This window comes from Stenotrophomonas sp. YIM B13575 (assembly GCF_042787595.1).
Lineage (GTDB): Bacteria > Pseudomonadota > Gammaproteobacteria > Xanthomonadales > Xanthomonadaceae > Stenotrophomonas > Stenotrophomonas lactitubi_B.
Genome location: NZ_JBHZOP010000063.1, coordinates 34,666 through 50,290, shown reverse-complemented (window position 1 = coordinate 50,290; position 15,625 = coordinate 34,666). Strand labels below are relative to the sequence as shown.

Annotated in this window: 12 protein-coding genes; 7 read left to right on the top strand and 5 right to left on the bottom strand. The window is 67.1% G+C overall.

Features of this window, described 5'->3' with window-relative positions:
- Positions 1-96 precede the first annotated feature (96 nt).
- Together ACFX4F_RS11850 and ACFX4F_RS11845 are read right to left on the bottom strand one after the other, a co-directional pair.
- Positions 97-1,524 (bottom strand): amino acid permease, encoded by a 1,428-nt coding sequence (locus tag ACFX4F_RS11850; RefSeq protein WP_099818326.1) that lies wholly within the window; start codon positions 1,522-1,524, stop codon positions 97-99.
- Between the two features lie 97 nt (positions 1,525-1,621).
- Positions 1,622-3,097, bottom strand: a complete 1,476-nt coding sequence (locus ACFX4F_RS11845; RefSeq protein WP_180166946.1) for an amino acid permease — start codon at positions 3,095-3,097, stop codon at positions 1,622-1,624.
- 176 nt (positions 3,098-3,273) lie between these two features.
- On the opposite strand from ACFX4F_RS11845, the gene ACFX4F_RS11840 reads away from it, so the two are divergent.
- On the top strand, positions 3,274-3,843 hold the full coding sequence (locus tag ACFX4F_RS11840; RefSeq protein ID WP_380655445.1) for an NUDIX hydrolase: 570 nt from the start codon (positions 3,274-3,276) through the stop codon (positions 3,841-3,843).
- Positions 3,844-3,961: 118 nt separating this feature from the next.
- Here ACFX4F_RS11840 and serA read toward each other — a convergent pair whose 3' ends face one another.
- Positions 3,962-5,203 (bottom strand): phosphoglycerate dehydrogenase, encoded by a 1,242-nt coding sequence (gene serA, locus ACFX4F_RS11835; protein ID WP_099818329.1) that lies wholly within the window; start codon positions 5,201-5,203, stop codon positions 3,962-3,964.
- A 169-nt stretch (positions 5,204-5,372) separates the two neighbouring features.
- Here serA and ACFX4F_RS11830 point away from each other — a divergent pair, with 169 nt between their 5' ends.
- The 3 genes from ACFX4F_RS11830 to ACFX4F_RS11820 all read left to right on the top strand — a co-directional run bounded on the left by ACFX4F_RS11830 (position 5,373) and on the right by ACFX4F_RS11820 (position 8,991).
- Positions 5,373-6,761 (top strand): FAD-binding oxidoreductase, encoded by a 1,389-nt coding sequence (locus ACFX4F_RS11830; RefSeq protein ID WP_380655442.1) that lies wholly within the window; start codon positions 5,373-5,375, stop codon positions 6,759-6,761.
- Positions 6,762-6,824: 63 nt separating this feature from the next.
- Positions 6,825-7,124 carry a DUF2388 domain-containing protein gene (locus ACFX4F_RS11825; protein WP_099818331.1) on the top strand — a complete coding sequence of 100 codons (300 nt, stop codon included), beginning with the start codon at positions 6,825-6,827 and terminating at the stop codon, positions 7,122-7,124.
- A 10-nt stretch (positions 7,125-7,134) separates the two neighbouring features.
- A complete protein-coding gene (locus ACFX4F_RS11820; protein WP_380655438.1) occupies positions 7,135-8,991 on the top strand; it encodes a DUF4105 domain-containing protein in 1,857 nt (618 codons plus the stop codon).
- Here ACFX4F_RS11820 and ACFX4F_RS11815 read toward each other — a convergent pair.
- Positions 8,969-10,036 carry an ATP-binding protein gene (locus ACFX4F_RS11815; protein WP_099818332.1) on the bottom strand — a complete coding sequence of 356 codons (1,068 nt, stop codon included), beginning with the start codon at positions 10,034-10,036 and terminating at the stop codon, positions 8,969-8,971. The genes ACFX4F_RS11820 and ACFX4F_RS11815 overlap by 23 nt on opposite strands.
- Entirely contained in the window at positions 10,036-10,752 is a 717-nt protein-coding gene (locus tag ACFX4F_RS11810; RefSeq protein ID WP_099818333.1) for a response regulator, read from the bottom strand. Before ACFX4F_RS11810 ends, ACFX4F_RS11815 begins: the two co-directional genes overlap by 1 nt.
- 130 nt (positions 10,753-10,882) lie before the next feature.
- On the opposite strand from ACFX4F_RS11810, the gene ACFX4F_RS11805 reads away from it, so the two are divergent.
- The 3 genes from ACFX4F_RS11805 to ACFX4F_RS11795 are packed head-to-tail and all read left to right on the top strand — an operon-like array spanning position 10,883 to position 15,590.
- Complete coding sequence (locus tag ACFX4F_RS11805; RefSeq protein WP_099818334.1) at positions 10,883-12,031, top strand: efflux RND transporter periplasmic adaptor subunit; 1,149 nt, start codon at positions 10,883-10,885, stop codon at positions 12,029-12,031.
- 21 nt (positions 12,032-12,052) lie between these two features.
- Positions 12,053-15,217: a multidrug efflux RND transporter permease subunit gene (locus ACFX4F_RS11800; RefSeq protein ID WP_380655433.1), complete on the top strand. Its 3,165-nt coding sequence runs from the start codon at positions 12,053-12,055 to the stop codon at positions 15,215-15,217.
- The gene (locus tag ACFX4F_RS11795; protein ID WP_380655430.1) at positions 15,198-15,590 is read left to right on the top strand and encodes a nuclear transport factor 2 family protein; all 393 of its coding nucleotides are present in this window, start codon (positions 15,198-15,200) and stop codon (positions 15,588-15,590) included. Before ACFX4F_RS11800 ends, ACFX4F_RS11795 begins: the two co-directional genes overlap by 20 nt.
- Positions 15,591-15,625: the final 35 nt, after the last annotated feature.

Genomic DNA, 15,625 nt, shown 5'->3' with positions numbered 1-15,625 from the left:
CAACCCCCCCCCCCCCCCGCCAAACCCTCAAACCCGCCGGTGCTGTTGCTGTTGCTCCAGCGGGTGCAGGGCCGCAGGCCCTGCAATGCAGAAAACTCACTTCCCCCGCAAACGGCTGTGCTTGAAGCCGTAGAAGAAGTAGATCACGAAGCCGACAAACGTCCACACGCCCATCAGCATCCAGTTGTGCAGCGTCATCGCCGACAGCAGCGCCAGGCAGCTCAGCACGCCCAGGCCGCAGATCAACCACGCGCCCCGGATGCGGAACGGACGCGGCAGGTCCGGCTGGGTGCGGCGCAGGATCAGCACGCCGGCACAGACCGCCGCGAAGGCGATCAGCGTGCCCATCGAGGTCAGTTCACCGAGGATGTCCAGCGGGAACAGCGCCGCCAGCAGGGCGATGCCGATGCCGGTGATGACCGTGTTGATATGCGGCGTGCGGTACTTCGGGTGGATCTTGGTGAACACCGGCGGCAGCAGGCCGTCACGCCCCATGATCATGAAGATGCGCGGCTGGCCGATGATCATCACCAGCACCACCGAGGACAGGCCGATCAACGCACCGATCTCCACCACCACCCGCAACCAGCCCAGCTGCGGGTGCGCGGCCACGGCGGTGACCACTGGCTCGTCGGTGCCCAGCAGCTGGTAGGGCACCAAGCCGGTCATGACCGCAGCCATCGCGATGTACAGCACCGTGCAGATCACCAGCGACAGCATCATGCCGATCGGCATGTCGCGCTGCGGCTTGTGTGATTCCTGCGCGGCCACCGATACGGCTTCGAAGCCGATATAGGCGAAGAACACCATCGCCGCGCCGCGCAGCACGCCTTCCATGCCGTACTTGCCGGGGCCTTCGTTGGCCGGGATGAACGGGGTCCAGTTGCTGGTGTCCACGTATTTCCAGCCGACCACGATCACCAGCACGATCAGCCCGGTCTTGAGGATGACCATGGCCATGTTCATCGCCGACGACTTGCTGATGCCGACGTAGCAGAGCCAGGTCAGCAGCAGCACCAGGATCGCGGCGGGGATGTTGGCGATGGCGCCGGTGGGGCGCAGCTGCGCGTCCAATGGGGCACTGACCAGCGCAGCCGGTAGATGGATGTCGAAATGGCTGAGCAGGCTGAGGAAATAGCCGGTCCAGCTGACCGCCACGGCCGAGGCGGAGACGCCGTACTCGAGCACCAGCATCCAGCCGATGAACCAGGCCGAGAGCTCGCCGAAGGTGGCGTAGGTATAGGTATAGGCGCTGCCGGAGACCGGCACCATCGCCGCGAACTCGGCATAGGCCAGGGCGCAGAAGGCGCAGCAGATCGCGGCCAGCACGAACGACAGCATGATGGCCGGGCCGGCGTGATTGGCGGCAGCCTGGCCGGTGATGACGAAGATGCCGCCGCCGATCACCGCACCGATGCCGAGTGCGGTCAGGCCCCAGGGGCCGAGGTGGCGACGCAGGCTCAGGCCATTGGCGTCTTCGTGGGCGGCGTGCGGGTGCTTGGTGGCCCACAGTTGCTTGAACATGTGTGGTGGTCTTGTGCGGTGCGCCCCGTGAACGGGCGCGGGCGGAAATGCTTGCGGATATCGACGGGCCGGCGCAGGAGCCGGCCCGTCGGGAGGATCAGGGCGACTTGGCCAGCTTGCTGTGGCGCATGCCGTAGCCGAAGTAGATCAGCAGGCCCAGCACGGTCCAGCCCACGAACAGGTGCCAGTGCACCACGAAGGCCTGCCAGAACAGGAACAGGCACGACAGCGCGCCCAGCGGGCAGATCACCCACACCAGCGGCACGCGGAACGGGCGGTGCAGCTCCGGGCGGGTGTAGCGCAGGATCAGCACGCCCACGCAGACCGTGGCGAAGGCCAGCAGGGTACCCATCGACACCAGCTCGCCGAGCACGTTCAGCGGCACCAGGCCGGCCAGCGAAGCGGCGATCACGCCGACCACGATCGTGGCCCAGTACGGGGTGCGGAAGCGCTTGTGGACCTTGCCGAACACCTTCGGCAGCAGGCCGTCGCGCGAGATGGTGTAGGCGATGCGGGTCTGGCCCATCATCATCACCAGCACCACCGAGGACAGGCCCGCGATCGCGCCGATTTCCACGGCGGTCTTCAGCCAGGACAGGCTCGGGTAGGCTTCCAGTGCGGTGGCCACCGGCTTGTCGGTGCCCAGCAGGTGGTACGGCAGCATGCCGGTCAGCACCGCGCAGACGATGATGTAGACGATGGTGCAGACCGCCAGCGAGCCGAGCAGGCCGATCGGCATGTTGCGCTGCGGGTCCTTGGTTTCGCCGGCGGCGGTGGAGACCGCATCGAAGCCGATGTAGGCGAAGAACACGATGGTGGCCGCGCGGAACACGCCACTCCAGCCGAACTCGCCGGACACGCCGGTGTTTTCCGGGATGAACGGATGCCAGTTGGCCGGGTCCACGTGGGCCGCGCCGATGCCCACGAACAGGCAGATCACAAACACCTTGATGGCCACAATGATCGCGTTGACGAACGCGGACTGGGTCACGCCCACGTACAGCAGGCCGGTCACCGCCGCCACGATCAGTACCGCCGGCAGGTTGAACAGCTTGCCGGAGGCGGCGAACTCGTGCCCGTTCCAGGCGATCGGCGCCGCACTCAGTGCGTCCGGGAACGGCATGTGCAGCGTGGTGGTGATGAAGCTGATCAGGTACGCCGACCAGCCCACCGCGACCGAGGCCGAGGCGAACAGGTACTCCAGCACCAGGCACCAGCCGATGAACCAGGCCATGCCCTCGCCGAGGGTGGCGTAGGAGTAGGAGTAGGCGCTGCCGGAGACCGGCATCATCGCGGCGAACTCGGCGTAGCACAGGCCCGCCAGCGCGCAGGCGATCCCGGCGAACACGAACGACAGCATCACCGCCGGACCGGCGTGGTTGGCCGCGGCCTGGCCGGTGAGCACGAAAATACCTGCGCCGATCACCGCACCAATGCCAAGCATGATGAGGTGTTTCGCCGTGAGGGTCCGTTTCAACGTGGCTTCGCCGTCCAGGCTGCCTTCGATGGGTTCGCCGGCATCGACGTGCCCGGCCGGTTCGACCGGCTTGACCCTCAACAGAGCTTTCAGCATGCAGTACTTCCTGATGATCGGATTGGGAGGGCTGCCGGTACATTGCCAGCGGCCCGAATGGTGAAGGCCGCGCAAACGGCCCGCTGTACCTTAGCCAATGCTGAAGGCACCGCACAAGCGCAAACGCAACAATGAACGGCGATAATGGCCGGTATTTTTCCGGGCACCCCGCATTCATGAGCGAAACCACCGAATCCCTTGCCGTGCTTGACGATCGCCTGCGCAGCCTGCTGCATGACTATGCGCGCAAGGAACCCGCCCACGACGCCCTGGCTGCCGAATTCGGCACATTGATCGACGATGTGGAAGATGCGTTCCGCCGCGAGCGGCTGGCAGGCCATTTCACCGCCAGCTGCTGGCTGGTCAGCGCCGATGGCCAGCGCCTGCTGCTGACCCACCATCGCAAGCTGCAGCGCTGGCTGCAGCTGGGCGGCCACGCCGACGGCGACCGCGACCTGGCCCGGGTGGCGCTGAAGGAGGCCGAAGAGGAGTCCGGCCTGACCGGGCTGGTGCTGGACGATCCGGCGATCTTCGACCTGGACAAGCATTGGATTCCGGAACGCAAAGACGTGCCGGGGCACTGGCATTACGATGTGCGTTTCGTGATCCGTGCGCTGGGCGGCGAGGATTTCGTGCTCAGCGAAGAGTCGCTGGAGCTGGCCTGGCGCCCGGTGGCCGAGGTCGCCGGCGATCCGCAGTCGGATGAATCGATGCAGCGCATGGCGCGCCGGTGGCTGGCACGCTGAAAAAATACATCCACGCATGGCGTGGATCTACCAGGGGATCGCGCGCCCAGTAGATCCACGCCATGCGTGGATGGCGTGGTGCCGGATGCATTCCGCCGGGCATGGCCCGGCGCCGCCATCAATACAGAATGCGCGTGCGCAACGTGCCCGGAATCGCCGCCAGTTCGTCACGCACCGCGCTGGCCTGTTCCTCGCTGGCGGTGATGTCGATCACCACGTAACCCACCTTCGGGTCGGTGCGCAGGAACTGGCCGTCGATGTTGACGTTGTGCCGCGAGAAGATCTCGTTGACCTTGGACAGCACGCCCGGCACGTTCTGGTGGATGTGCAGCAGGCGCAGGCTGTCGGCGTGCTCGGGCAGGGTCACTTCCGGGAAGTTGACCGCCGACAGGGTGCTGCCGTTGTCGCTGTAGCGCACCAGCTTGGCGGCCACTTCGATGCCGATGTTGTCCTGCGCTTCCAGCGTGCTGCCGCCGACGTGCGGGGTCAGGATCACGTTGTCGTGGCGGGTCAGCGGCGATTCGAAGACATCGCCGTTGCCCTTCGGCTCGACCGGGAACACATCCAGTGCAGCGCCACCGATGTGGCCGCTGGCCAGTGCAGCATCCAGCGCATCGATGTCGACCACGGTGCCACGCGCGGCGTTGATCAGGTGCGCGCCGCGGCGCATCTTTGCCAGCTCGGTGCTGCCGATCATCCACTGCGTGGATGGCGTCTCCGGTACGTGCAGGGTCACGATGTCGGCACGCGCCAGCAGGTCGTCCAGGCTGGCCGCCGCCCGGGTATTGCCCAGCGAAAGCTTGGTTTCCACATCGTGGAAGATCACCTGCATGCCCAGCGATTCGGCCAGTACGCCCACCTGGGTGCCGATATGCCCGTAGCCGATGATGCCCAGCACCTTGCCGCGCACCTCATGGCTGCCGCTGGCCGACTTCGACCAGCCGCCGCGATGGCACTCGGCGTTCTTCTGCGGAATGCCACGGGTCAACATGATCGCTTCGGCGATCACCAGCTCGGCGACGCTGCGGGTGTTGGAGTAGGGCGCGTTGAATACCGGTATGCCGGCCAGCTCGGCCGCATCCAGGTCGACCTGGTTGGTGCCGATGCAGAAGCAGCCGACCGCAATCAGGCGCTTGGCCTCGGCCAGCACCTCGGCGCTGAGCTGGGTGCGCGAACGGATGCCGACGATGTGCGCCTCGGCGATGCGCGCCTTCAGCTCGTCCTCGGGCAGTGCCTTGGTGTGCGCTTCGATCTGGCTGTAGCCGGCGGCGCTGAACACCTCCACGGCGGTCTGGCTGACCCCCTCCAACAACAGTACGCGGATATCCTGCTTCGGGAACGAGGTCTTCTTCGGCGACATGGGGCGGCACGGCCAGTGGGACAGGGGCTGACCACTATGCCAGATCGCAACGCCCATGGTGCAGTGCGCAATTGGTTGCAACTGCAGCTATCGAAGGCGTTGCGGGGCTGGACGCTGCCCCCCGCCACTGGCACGCTTGCCCGTTCTTCACGCCCCGCGCTGGACCGTCATGACCGATTCCCGCATCGCCTCGTTGCAGCAGGCCTGTCCCGGCCTGAAGCTGAAGACCGACCCTGCCGACCTGGAGCATTACGGGCGCGACTGGACCCGGCGCTGGACGCCGGCGCCGCTGGCGATCGCGTTGCCGGCCACGGTGGAAGAAGTGCAGGCGGTAATGCGCTGGAGCGCGGCCGAAGGCGTGGCAGTGGTTCCGTCCGGTGGTCGCACCGGCCTGTCCGGCGGCGCGGTGGCGGCCAATGGCGAGCTGGTGCTGAGCCTGGAACGGATGAACAAGGCGCTGGACTACGACGCCGTCGACCGCACCCTGGTGGTGCAGGCCGGCATGCCGCTGGAGGCGCTGCACAACGCCGCGCTGGAGCACGGCCTGATCTACCCGGTGGATTTTGCCGCGCGCGGTTCCTGTTCGATCGGCGGCAACATCGCCACCAATGCCGGTGGCATCCGGGTGATCCGCTACGGCAATACCCGCGAATGGATCGCGGGACTGAAGGTGGTCACTGCCACGGGCGAACTGCTCGAGCTCAACAAGGGCCTGATCAAGAACTCGAGCGGCTACGACTTCCGCCAGTTGCTGATCGGCTCGGAGGGCACCCTGGGCGTGATCGTCGAGGCCACGGTGAAACTCACCGACCCGCCGCCGGCCAGCAACGTGATGCTGCTGGCGCTGCCCAGCTTCGACGTGCTGATGCAGGTGTTCGCCGCGTTCCGCGCGCGACTGCAGCTGCAGGCCTTCGAATTCTTCACCGACCGTGCGCTGGAGCACGTGCTGTCCCACGGCGCGCAGGCACCGTTCGATGAAGTACATCCCTATTACGTGGTGACCGAATTCGCTGCCGGTGACGAAGCGCAGGAAGCGGCGGCAATGGCCGCCTTCGAAGACTGCATGGGCAATGGCTGGGTCAGCGACGGGGTGATCAGTGCCAGCGATGCGCAGGCGGCGCAGCTGTGGCGCCTGCGCGAGGGCATCACCGAGGCGCTGGCGCGCTACAAGCCCTACAAGAACGATGTCTCGGTGCGGATCTCGTCGATGCCGGCGTTCCTGGCCGAGACCCAGGCGCTGATCGGCGACGCCTACCCGCATTTCGACGTGGTCTGGTTCGGCCATATCGGTGACGGCAACCTGCACATCAATGTGCTCAAGCCGGATGACACCAGCGATGCCGACTTCGTGACCCAGTGCGAGCACGTGACCAAGCTGCTGGCGCAGGTGCTGGCGCGCTTCAATGGCAGCATTTCGGCCGAGCACGGTATCGGCTTGGTCAAGAAGGGCTACCTGGACAGCACCCGTGGCCCGGCCGAGATCGGGCTGATGAAGGCGGTCAAGCGCGCGTTCGATCCCGAAGGGCGGCTGAATCCCGGCAAATTGTTCGACCTTTGACACGGGCAAAGACTTCACCCAGCCGTTACGCTCCACCCACCCAAATCAACGAACTTCCTGACCATGATCCGTCCGCTCCTGCTGGTTGCCCTGTTGTCCCTGCCGCTGGCCGGCTTCGCTTCGAGCTTTGCCGGCACCTCGGCCGGGTCGGCGACGGGCGCCTCTTCGGGTTCCTCGGGCAGCAGCTCGGGCGATGACAAGGTGGTGCTGGCCGCACGCGATGATGCGGCGGCTTTTGTCGCCAGCGATGGCCAGATCCGTGGTGCACGCCTGCAGGCGGCGCTGGTGCACCTGCGCGAGCAGGATGCAGCTGCGCAGCAGCAGAGCGACCTGCAGCTGGCGCGCGCGCTTCTGGCGCGTTGATCCGGGCAACATGACCTCCGCGTCATCGCTTGCTGTAGAGCCGAGCCATGCTCGGCTGAATGCCAAGCGCAGACGGACGATCACAGCTGCCACGCATGGCGTGGCTCTACTGCTGGCCGCTCAGGTCGCGCACGCGGCTGATCGCCTGCAGCTCGACCCGGCCGGTCTCGATCCGGCACAGCAGCAGCTCGCCAGCCAGACCCTCGCCGATGTGCAGTCACTGCTGCCGGAAGGCCTCCTGGCTGCATTGCCGGCGCAGGTGCAGGTGCGCTGGAGCGATGACCTGCCGGCCGATGTGCATGGCCGTGCCTTCGCCGGGCGCATCGCGCTGCGCCGCGACCTGCTGGATGACGATGTGGCCGGTGCCCGTCGCGCCCGCCGCAGCGCGCTGGTGCACGAACTGACCCATGTTGCTGACCGCAACAGTACGCACTGGTCGCGCAGCGCCCGCTGGCGCGACCTTGCCGGTTGGCAGCGCAAGCCGTGGCATCTGGGCCGCGGTGACAATGCCTTCCGCGACCGCAGCCCCGATGCCTACGAGCTGACCGACCCGGCCGAGTACCTGGCGGTGAACGCCGAACACTTCGTGCTGGATGCAGAGTTCGCGTGCCGCCGCCCGGCACTGGCGCAGTGGTATCAGGCGCACTTCGGTACGCCGCCATCGTTGCCTGCGCCGCACTGCGCTGGCACCGTTCCACTGCTGCAGGCCGATGCGGAAGAGGGCGCGGCGTCGCTGCTGCAGCTTGACCCGTCGCGTGTGTACGCCGTGGACTATCTGTTCGCCGAAGGCAGTGCGCAGCCGATGAGCCGCTGGGGCCACAGCATGCTGCGGCTGGTGATCTGCCGTCCCGGCCGCGCACCGGGACCGGACTGCAGGCTGGACCTGGAGCATCACCGGGTGCTGTCCTTCCGCGCCTTCGTCGGCGATGTGCAGATTTCCAACTGGCGCGGCCTGACCGGTGGTTATCCTTCGCGCCTGTTCGTGCTGCCGCTGCAGCAGGTGGTGGACGAATACACCAAGGTCGAACTGCGCGGACTGGCCTCGCTGCCGCTGCAGCTGGACCGCAGCGAGATCGCCAGCCTGCTCGAGCGCACTGCACAGGTGCACTGGAGCTATGACGGCCGCTATTACTTCGTCAGCAACAACTGCGCGGTGGAGACGGCAAAGCTGCTGCAGGCAGGTGTTCCGCGTCTGGGCGAAGCCGGCCTGGCGCAGCTGAGCCCGCGCGGGTTGCGGCGGCGGCTGGCGCGGCTGCATGCCCTGGACGAGCAGGTGCTGGCCGATCCCGCGCAGGCACAGGCGCAGGGCTACTACTTTGCGTCCGCGCGCGATCACTACCAGCAGTTGTTTTCGGTTGCCGCCGCGCAGATGGCGTTGCCGGCGCGCGATGTGCGTGCATGGCTGGCGCTGCCGGCGCAACAGCGCGCACCGTGGCTGCTGCGCGGTGATGTGCGCGCCAGCGCCGGCCTGCTGTTGCTGGAACAGGCGGCGCAGCGGCGCGCGGAACTGCGCGCACGCGATGCACTGAAGCGGCGGTTGCTGGCTGACCCTGACAGCAGCGCCACCCGTTCACTGCGCGCGTTGCTGGAACAGAGCGGGCAGTGGTTGCGGCCCGGACAGTTGCTGGCCGACGCCGGCTACGGCCTGCCGCAGGCGGAAGAACAGGCAGAGGTGGCACGCGCAGTGGCCGTCGCCAGCGCACAGGCCATACCCGCCTGGCAGGCACTGCGCGTGCAGCTGCGCGCGCAGTTGCCGCCATCGCAGCGACGTGAGCTGGATGACATCGACAACAATCTGGCTGCGTTGGGTGCGCGCGTGCGTGAGCAGGCCGCCGAAGTGCCGCCTACTGGCGCGGCAGCTCGATGACGAAACGACTGCCACCGGCCGTGCCCGGGGTGCAATAGACCTGGCCGCCGTGTGCATCGGCGATGGCCTTGACCACCGCAAGGCCGAGACCACTGCCACCGCCCAGGCGCGATCGTGAACCGTCGCCGCGCATGAACGGATTGAAGATGTCCGCATGCAGGGCCGGATTGATACCCGGGCCTTCGTCCTCGATCGCCACCTGCACATGGGCCACGGTGTCATGCACGGCGATGCGTACCTTGCCCGGGTTGGCATAGCGGCGCGCGTTCTCCAGCAAGGCCAGCAACGCCTGCCGCAACCGCGTCGGATCGCAATGGGCGGGGTGCTCCTCGCGGCTGGTCTCCAGCTCCAGCACGAAGCCGGCACTGCGGAAAGCGGGATCGACCAGGGTCATCACCGAATGCACTTCGGCCACCACATCGGTGCGGGCGCGGCGCACATCAAGGCGGGCATTGTCGGCCAGGCTCAGCACCCGCAGGTCCTCGATCAGCCGTGACAGGCCCTCGACCTGCGCCAGCAGACTGCGGAACTGCGACTCATCGGGCTGGAACACGCCTTCGGCCAGGCCCTGCAGGCGCCCGCGCAGGATCGTCACCGGCGTGCGCAGTTCGTGGGCGATGGCCGCGTGCCACATCACCCGTTCGCTTTCCATGTGCTGCAGGCGGCGCGCCATCGCGTTGAAGTCGTCCACCAGCGCTGCGACCTCACCGGGGGAGTTGGCCTCGGCCGTGGCGCGCGCGCCGAGATCGCCGCCTGCCAGTGCGCGCACGCTGTCCACCAGTGAATTGAGCGGCGACAGGATGCGATGGGCCAGGCGGAACGAAGCGGCAATCGCCAGCGCCAGGCCGGTCAGGATCACCCCGACCATCCACGCCAGCTCCGGTCCCGTCGGCAGCCAGCCTTCCGGCTCTTCGGCGCTGGCCGGGAAGAATTCGATCAGCACGGCATACAGCAGCCACGAAGAGAGGATCACCATCACGATGACGCCGACGACCATCAGCGACATCGAGACGATGATGTGCCGGCTGAGCCCGGAGCGCCGCATCAGCGGTCGGCCATCAGTCGGTAGCCGACACCGCGCACGCTGGCCGGAATCTGGGTGAGGCCTACTTCGTCCAGTTTGCGCCGCAGCTTGCTGACATGGCTGTCCACGGTGCGTTCCAGTGCTTCGCTTTCCGGCAGGCATTCGTGCATCAGCTCGCTGCGGCTGAAGATCCGTGACGGCGCCAAAGCCATGCAATGCAGCAGCTTGAACTCGGTCAGGGTCAGCAGCAGCTCGTGGCTGTAGCCGTCGCCTTCCACATGCACCGCGTGGGTGGCGGTGTCGATCAGCAACGGGCCGACGCGCAGGGCAGTGGGCGCATCCGCCCGCGCACTGCGCAGCGTACGCCGCAGTACTGCACGCACGCGTGCTGCCACCTCTGCCGGGTTGAACGGCTTGACCACATAGTCATCGGCACCCATCCGCAGCGCGGTCAGCTTGTCCAGATCCTGGTCCAGCGCGGTCAGCATGATGACCGGCGTTTCGCCGCGCTGGCGCAGCTGGGTCAGCACGCTCCAGCCATCCAGCCGCGGCAGCTGCACGTCCAGCAGTACAAGGTCCGGGCGCATGCTGCGATGCAGGTCCAGGGCAATCTGGCCATCGGCCGCACGCAGGGTGCGCAGGCCCTCGCGTTCAAGGTAGGCGGCAAGGATGTCGGCGATCTCGGCTTCGTCCTCGACGATCAGGACCAGCGCCGCGAGGGCAGGGGAGGCATGCATGGCAAGGCGAGGCCGGAAGGTGCTTGCCCTCCATCGTATCTCCACAGTTCCTCCATCGAAACCCCATCATCGCCACGCACACTGCGCGCTTCATGATTCGTCAGCCGCGCCTGCGGCACTGTGCACAGCAATGAGAACCTTCAGGACTCCGGTCGCGCTGGTCGCGACCTTCGCCTTGGCCATGACGGCCTGCTCCCGCCCCGAACCCAGCGTCGAAGCGGTGCCGCGTGTCAGCGTGGTCACTGTCGGCCCGCAGGTGGTGCAGCGCGATGATGAACTGCCCGGTCGGGTGGCGGCGGTGCGCACCGCGCAGATCCGTGCGCAGGTCGGCGGCATCGTGCAGCGCCGGATGTTCGAGCAGGGTGCGGAGGTGCATGCCGGGCAGCCGCTGTTCCAGATCGACCCGGCGGCATTCCGCGCCGACGTCGATTCGGCGCTGGCGGCCCTGCAGCGCAGCGAGGCCGCCCTCGGCCGCAGCCGTGTGCAGTCACAGCGGCTGCAGGCGCTGGCCGCTGCGCAGGCGGTCAGCCAGCAGCACCGCGATGATGCCAGCGCCGAGCACGAGCAGGCCCGCGCAGCGGTCAACGAGGCACGCGCGATCCTGGCGCGACGCCAGCTCGACCTGCGCTACGCGACGGTCAGTGCACCGATCGATGGCCGCATCGACCAGGCATTGGTGACCGAAGGCGCGCTGGTTGGCGTCGCCGATGCCGAGCCGATGGCGGTGGTGCAGCAGATCGATCAGGTCTACGTGGACGTGCGCCAGCCGGCATCGCAGCTGCAGTCCCTGCGGCGTGGCGCGGTGGACGGCGAGCTGCCGGTGACGATCATCGGCGCGGCGGGTTCGCCGCTGCCCGAGCGCGGCCGGTTGTTGTTCTCCGGTGTCAACGTCGATGCACGCACCGGCGATGTGATCCTGCGCATCCTGGTCGACAACCCTGAGCGGCAGCTGTTGCCGGGCATGTATGTGCGTGCCCGGGTGCCACGCGGTGCGCCGGCCAGCGCGCTGCTGCTGCCACAGCAGGCGGTGCTGCGCAGCGCCGGTGGCCAGGCGTATGCCTGGGTCATCGCCGCCGATGGCAAAGCAGTGATCCGCACACTGGAGGTGGACGGCAGCGTCAACCGGCAATGGCTGGTGCGGCATGGCCTGAAGGCGGGCGAGAAGGTCGTGGTGGAAGGCCAGGAGCGCCTGCAGGAAGGCGTGCTGGTCGACCCGCGCGACTGGCAGGTCCCCGTTGCCAGTGCCAGTGCAACGCCTACACCCGCAAGCCAGGGCTGAGCCCTTCCAGGAACCCACGACATGGCTCGTTTCTTCATCGATCGCCCGGTATTTGCCTGGGTGCTGGCGATCTTCGTCATCCTGGCCGGCGTGCTGGCCATTCCGCGGCTGGCGGTCGAGCGCTATCCGGCGGTCGCGCCGCCCAGCGTCAGCATCTATGCCAGCTATCCCGGCGCCAGCCCGCAGACGTTGAATGACGCGGTGGTCGGCCTGATCGAGCGCGAGCTGTCCAGCGTCAAGCATCTGCTGTACTTCGAATCGTCGGTGGACACCTCCGGCGAAGCGTCGATCACCGCCACCTTCAAGCCCGGCACCGATCCCGAGCTGGCACAGGTGGACGTGCAGAACCGGATCAAGGCGATCGAGCCGCGCCTGCCACGCAGCGTGCGCCAGAACGGCCTGTTCGTGGAGGCTGCCGACTCGGGGTTCCTGATGCTGGTGGGCCTGCGCTCACCCGATGGCAGTGTCAGCGAAGCGGCGCTGGGCGATTTCATGGCGCGCAACATCATCGAAGAGCTGCGGCGCATCGACGGCGTCGGCCGCGTGCAGTTGTTCGGTGCCGAACAGGCGATGCGGATCTGGCTGGATCCGACCCGGCTGACCGGCTACGGCCTGACCATGGTCGATGTGGCCAGCGCGATCGAGCAGCAGAACCTGGAGATCTCGCCGGGTCGCATCGGCGATTCGCCCGGCGTTCCCGGCCAGCGCATCACCGTGCCCTTGAGTGCCGAAGGCCAGCTGTCCACGCCCGAGCAGTTTGCAGCGATCGTGCTGCGCGCCGGTGCCGATGGTTCGCGGGTGCTGCTGGGTGACGTCGCCCGGGTCGAACTGGGTGCGCAGAGCTATGCCTGGGGCACGCGCGAAGATGGCTACCCGGCGACGGCGGCCGGTGTGCAGCTGCGCCCCGGTGCGAATGCGGTGCGTACCGCCACGGCTGTGCGCGAGCGCATGGCCGACCTGCAGCCGCTGCTGCCGCAGGGCGTTGAATCCAGCATTCCGTTCGATACCGCGCCCTTCGTCAAGGTCTCGATCCAGAAGGTGCTGCAGACCCTGGTCGAGGCGATGCTGTTGGTCTTCGCAGTGATGTACCTGTTCCTGCAGAACTGGCGCTACACGCTGATCCCCGCCCTGGTCGCGCCGATCGCGTTGCTGGGCACCTTCGCGGTGATGCTGGCGCTGGGCTTCTCGATCAACGTATTGACCATGTTCGGCATGGTGCTGGCGATCGGCATCATTGTTGACGATGCGATCGTGGTGGTCGAGGGCGTGGAGCGGATCATGGCCGAAGAAGGCCTGCCGCCGCGGGAGGCCACGATCAAGGCAATGCGTGAGCTGACCGGTGCGGTGATCGGCATCACCCTGGTGCTGACGGCGGTGTTCATCCCGATGGCGTTGGCCAGTGGCTCGGTCGGTGCGATCTACCGCCAGTTCAGCGTGGCGATGTCGGTGTCGATCCTGTTCTCGGCACTGCTGGCGCTGAGCCTGACCCCGGCGCTCTGCGCGACGCTGCTGCGCCAGGGCACGCGTGGCCACCATGGCCGCGGCGGTGTGTTCGGTGCGTTCAACCGTGGCTTCGAGCGGATGACCGGGCGTTACCAGCAGGGCGTGGCGGCGGTCCTTCGGCGCAGTGGCCGGGTGATGGGCCTGTTCGCTGCCTTGCTGGTGGCACTGCTGATCGGCCTGCATTGGTTGCCGGGCGCGTTCCTGCCGGAAGAGGACCAGGGCTATTTCATGACCTCCATCCAGCTGCCGGCCGAAGCAACCGCCGAACGCACGCTGGCGGTGGTCGAGGCCTACGAACAGCATGTCGCCTCGCGGCCTGCGATCGCCTCCAACCAGGCAATCCTCGGCTACAGTTTCTCCGGCTCGGGCCCGAGCGCGGCGTTGACCTACACCATGTTGAAGGACTGGGGTGAGCGCGGCGGCAGCACCGCAGCGGATGAGGTGAAGGCCGCGCAGCAGGCCATGGCGACGGTGCCGGAAGGCGAGGTGATGAGCGTGATGCCGCCGGCCATCGACAGCCTTGGTCGTTCCTCCGGCTTCTCGTTGGCACTGCAGGCGCGTACCGGCCAGGGCCAGGCCGAGCTGCGCGCCGCCCTGCAGCAGCTGTTGAAACTGGCGGAAGCCAGTCCGTTGTTGGCGGAGGTGCATGCCGATGGGCTGCCTGCGGGCAGCAACGTGCGGCTGGACATCGATCGCGCCAAGGCCGAAGCGATGGGCGTTGCATTCACCGATATCAGTGCAACGCTGTCGGCGGCGATGGGCTCGCAGTACGTCAACGATTTTCCCAATCGCGGGCGCATGCAGCAGGTCATCGTGCAGGCCGATGCCCCACACCGGATGGAGCTGGAGGACGTGCTGAAGCTGTATGTCCGCAACAGCGAAGGCGGCATGGTGGCGCTGTCCGAGCTGGTCAGCCCGCAGTGGACCGAGGCGCCGCTGCAGCTGCAGCGTTACTTGGGGTTCCCGGCATTGAACCTGTCCGGCGCACCCGCCAGCGGCGTGTCCACCGGCCAGGCGATGATCGAGATGGAGCGCCTTGCACAGCAGCTGCCCGCGGGCTTTGCCCTGCAGTGGACCAGCCAGTCGCTGCAGGAGCGCGAGTCCGGTGCGCAGGCGCCGTGGTTGCTGCTGCTGTCGATGCTGGTGGTGTTCCTGGTGCTGGCGGCGCTGTACGAGAGCTGGTCGATTCCGCTGGCGGTGATGCTGGTGGTGCCGTTGGGCCTGCTCGGCGCCGTTGCTGCAGTGCTGCTGCGCGGGATGCCCAATGATGTGTTCTTCAAGGTCGGCATGATCACGGTGATCGGGCTTTCGGCGAAGAACGCGATCCTGATCGTCGAGTTCGCCCGCCAGCTGCAACAGCAGGGGCGCGGCCTGGTCGAGGCCGCCATCGAAGCGGCGCGGCTGCGGCTGCGGCCGATCGTCATGACCTCGCTGGCGTTCGCGCTGGGCGTGGTGCCGCTGATGCTGGCACAAGGTGCTTCAAAGGAAACGCAACAGGCCATCGGTACCGGGGTGTTCGGCGGCATGGTCAGTGCGACCGTGTTGGCCGTGTTCTTCGTGCCGGTGTTCTATGTGGTGGTGCAGGGTGCGCAGCAGTGGCTTGCGCAGCGCCTGCGTCGACGCCGGCCGACGCCGGGAGGACGCGTGGATGGAAAGCAGGTGGATGGAAAACAGGAACCGTGAGGGCCTGTACGACGCGCAGCTGCGCGTGCTGGAGCAGCAGCTGCGCGATGCGTTGCTGGACGGTGACCATGGCGCGGTAGCTGCCCTGCTGTCGCCGGTGTTGTTCATGATGGACGGGCAGGGCGGCCGGATGCTCGACCTGCCCTGGCTGCGGGACTGGCGGCAAGGACGCCTGCAGATTCTTGCGCTGCAGGTGCATGCAGTTGAAACGTTGCTGTGTGGACGCCTGGCGTTGTTGTCCGGCGATGTTCAGCTGCATGTGCACTGGCTGGGACGCGAACACGTGCAGCACTTTCGCCTGTTGCGCGTCTGGACAAGCGCTTCCAGTGCCGGCGGCGCGCAGCTGCTGTCGATGGCGGTGCTGACAGGCTGAACACGGTCATGCAGCTTTCAGGCCCCGTTTGCGCG

Excerpts from the sequence above, each read along its gene's own strand:
- ACFX4F_RS11850 (WP_099818326.1), bottom strand. The coding sequence starts at position 1,524 with ATGTTCAAGCAACTGTGGGCCACCAAGCACCCGCACGCCGCCCACGAA.
- ACFX4F_RS11845 (WP_180166946.1), bottom strand. The coding sequence starts at position 3,097 with ATGCTGAAAGCTCTGTTGAGGGTCAAGCCGGTCGAACCGGCCGGGCAC.
- ACFX4F_RS11840 (WP_380655445.1), top strand. The coding sequence starts at position 3,274 with ATGAGCGAAACCACCGAATCCCTTGCCGTGCTTGACGATCGCCTGCGC.
- serA (WP_099818329.1), bottom strand. The coding sequence starts at position 5,203 with ATGTCGCCGAAGAAGACCTCGTTCCCGAAGCAGGATATCCGCGTACTG.
- ACFX4F_RS11830 (WP_380655442.1), top strand. The coding sequence starts at position 5,373 with ATGACCGATTCCCGCATCGCCTCGTTGCAGCAGGCCTGTCCCGGCCTG.
- ACFX4F_RS11825 (WP_099818331.1), top strand. The coding sequence starts at position 6,825 with ATGATCCGTCCGCTCCTGCTGGTTGCCCTGTTGTCCCTGCCGCTGGCC.
- ACFX4F_RS11820 (WP_380655438.1), top strand. The coding sequence starts at position 7,135 with ATGACCTCCGCGTCATCGCTTGCTGTAGAGCCGAGCCATGCTCGGCTG.
- ACFX4F_RS11815 (WP_099818332.1), bottom strand. The coding sequence starts at position 10,036 with ATGCGGCGCTCCGGGCTCAGCCGGCACATCATCGTCTCGATGTCGCTG.
- ACFX4F_RS11810 (WP_099818333.1), bottom strand. The coding sequence starts at position 10,752 with ATGCATGCCTCCCCTGCCCTCGCGGCGCTGGTCCTGATCGTCGAGGAC.
- ACFX4F_RS11805 (WP_099818334.1), top strand. The coding sequence starts at position 10,883 with ATGAGAACCTTCAGGACTCCGGTCGCGCTGGTCGCGACCTTCGCCTTG.
- ACFX4F_RS11800 (WP_380655433.1), top strand. The coding sequence starts at position 12,053 with ATGGCTCGTTTCTTCATCGATCGCCCGGTATTTGCCTGGGTGCTGGCG.
- ACFX4F_RS11795 (WP_380655430.1), top strand. The coding sequence starts at position 15,198 with ATGGAAAACAGGAACCGTGAGGGCCTGTACGACGCGCAGCTGCGCGTG.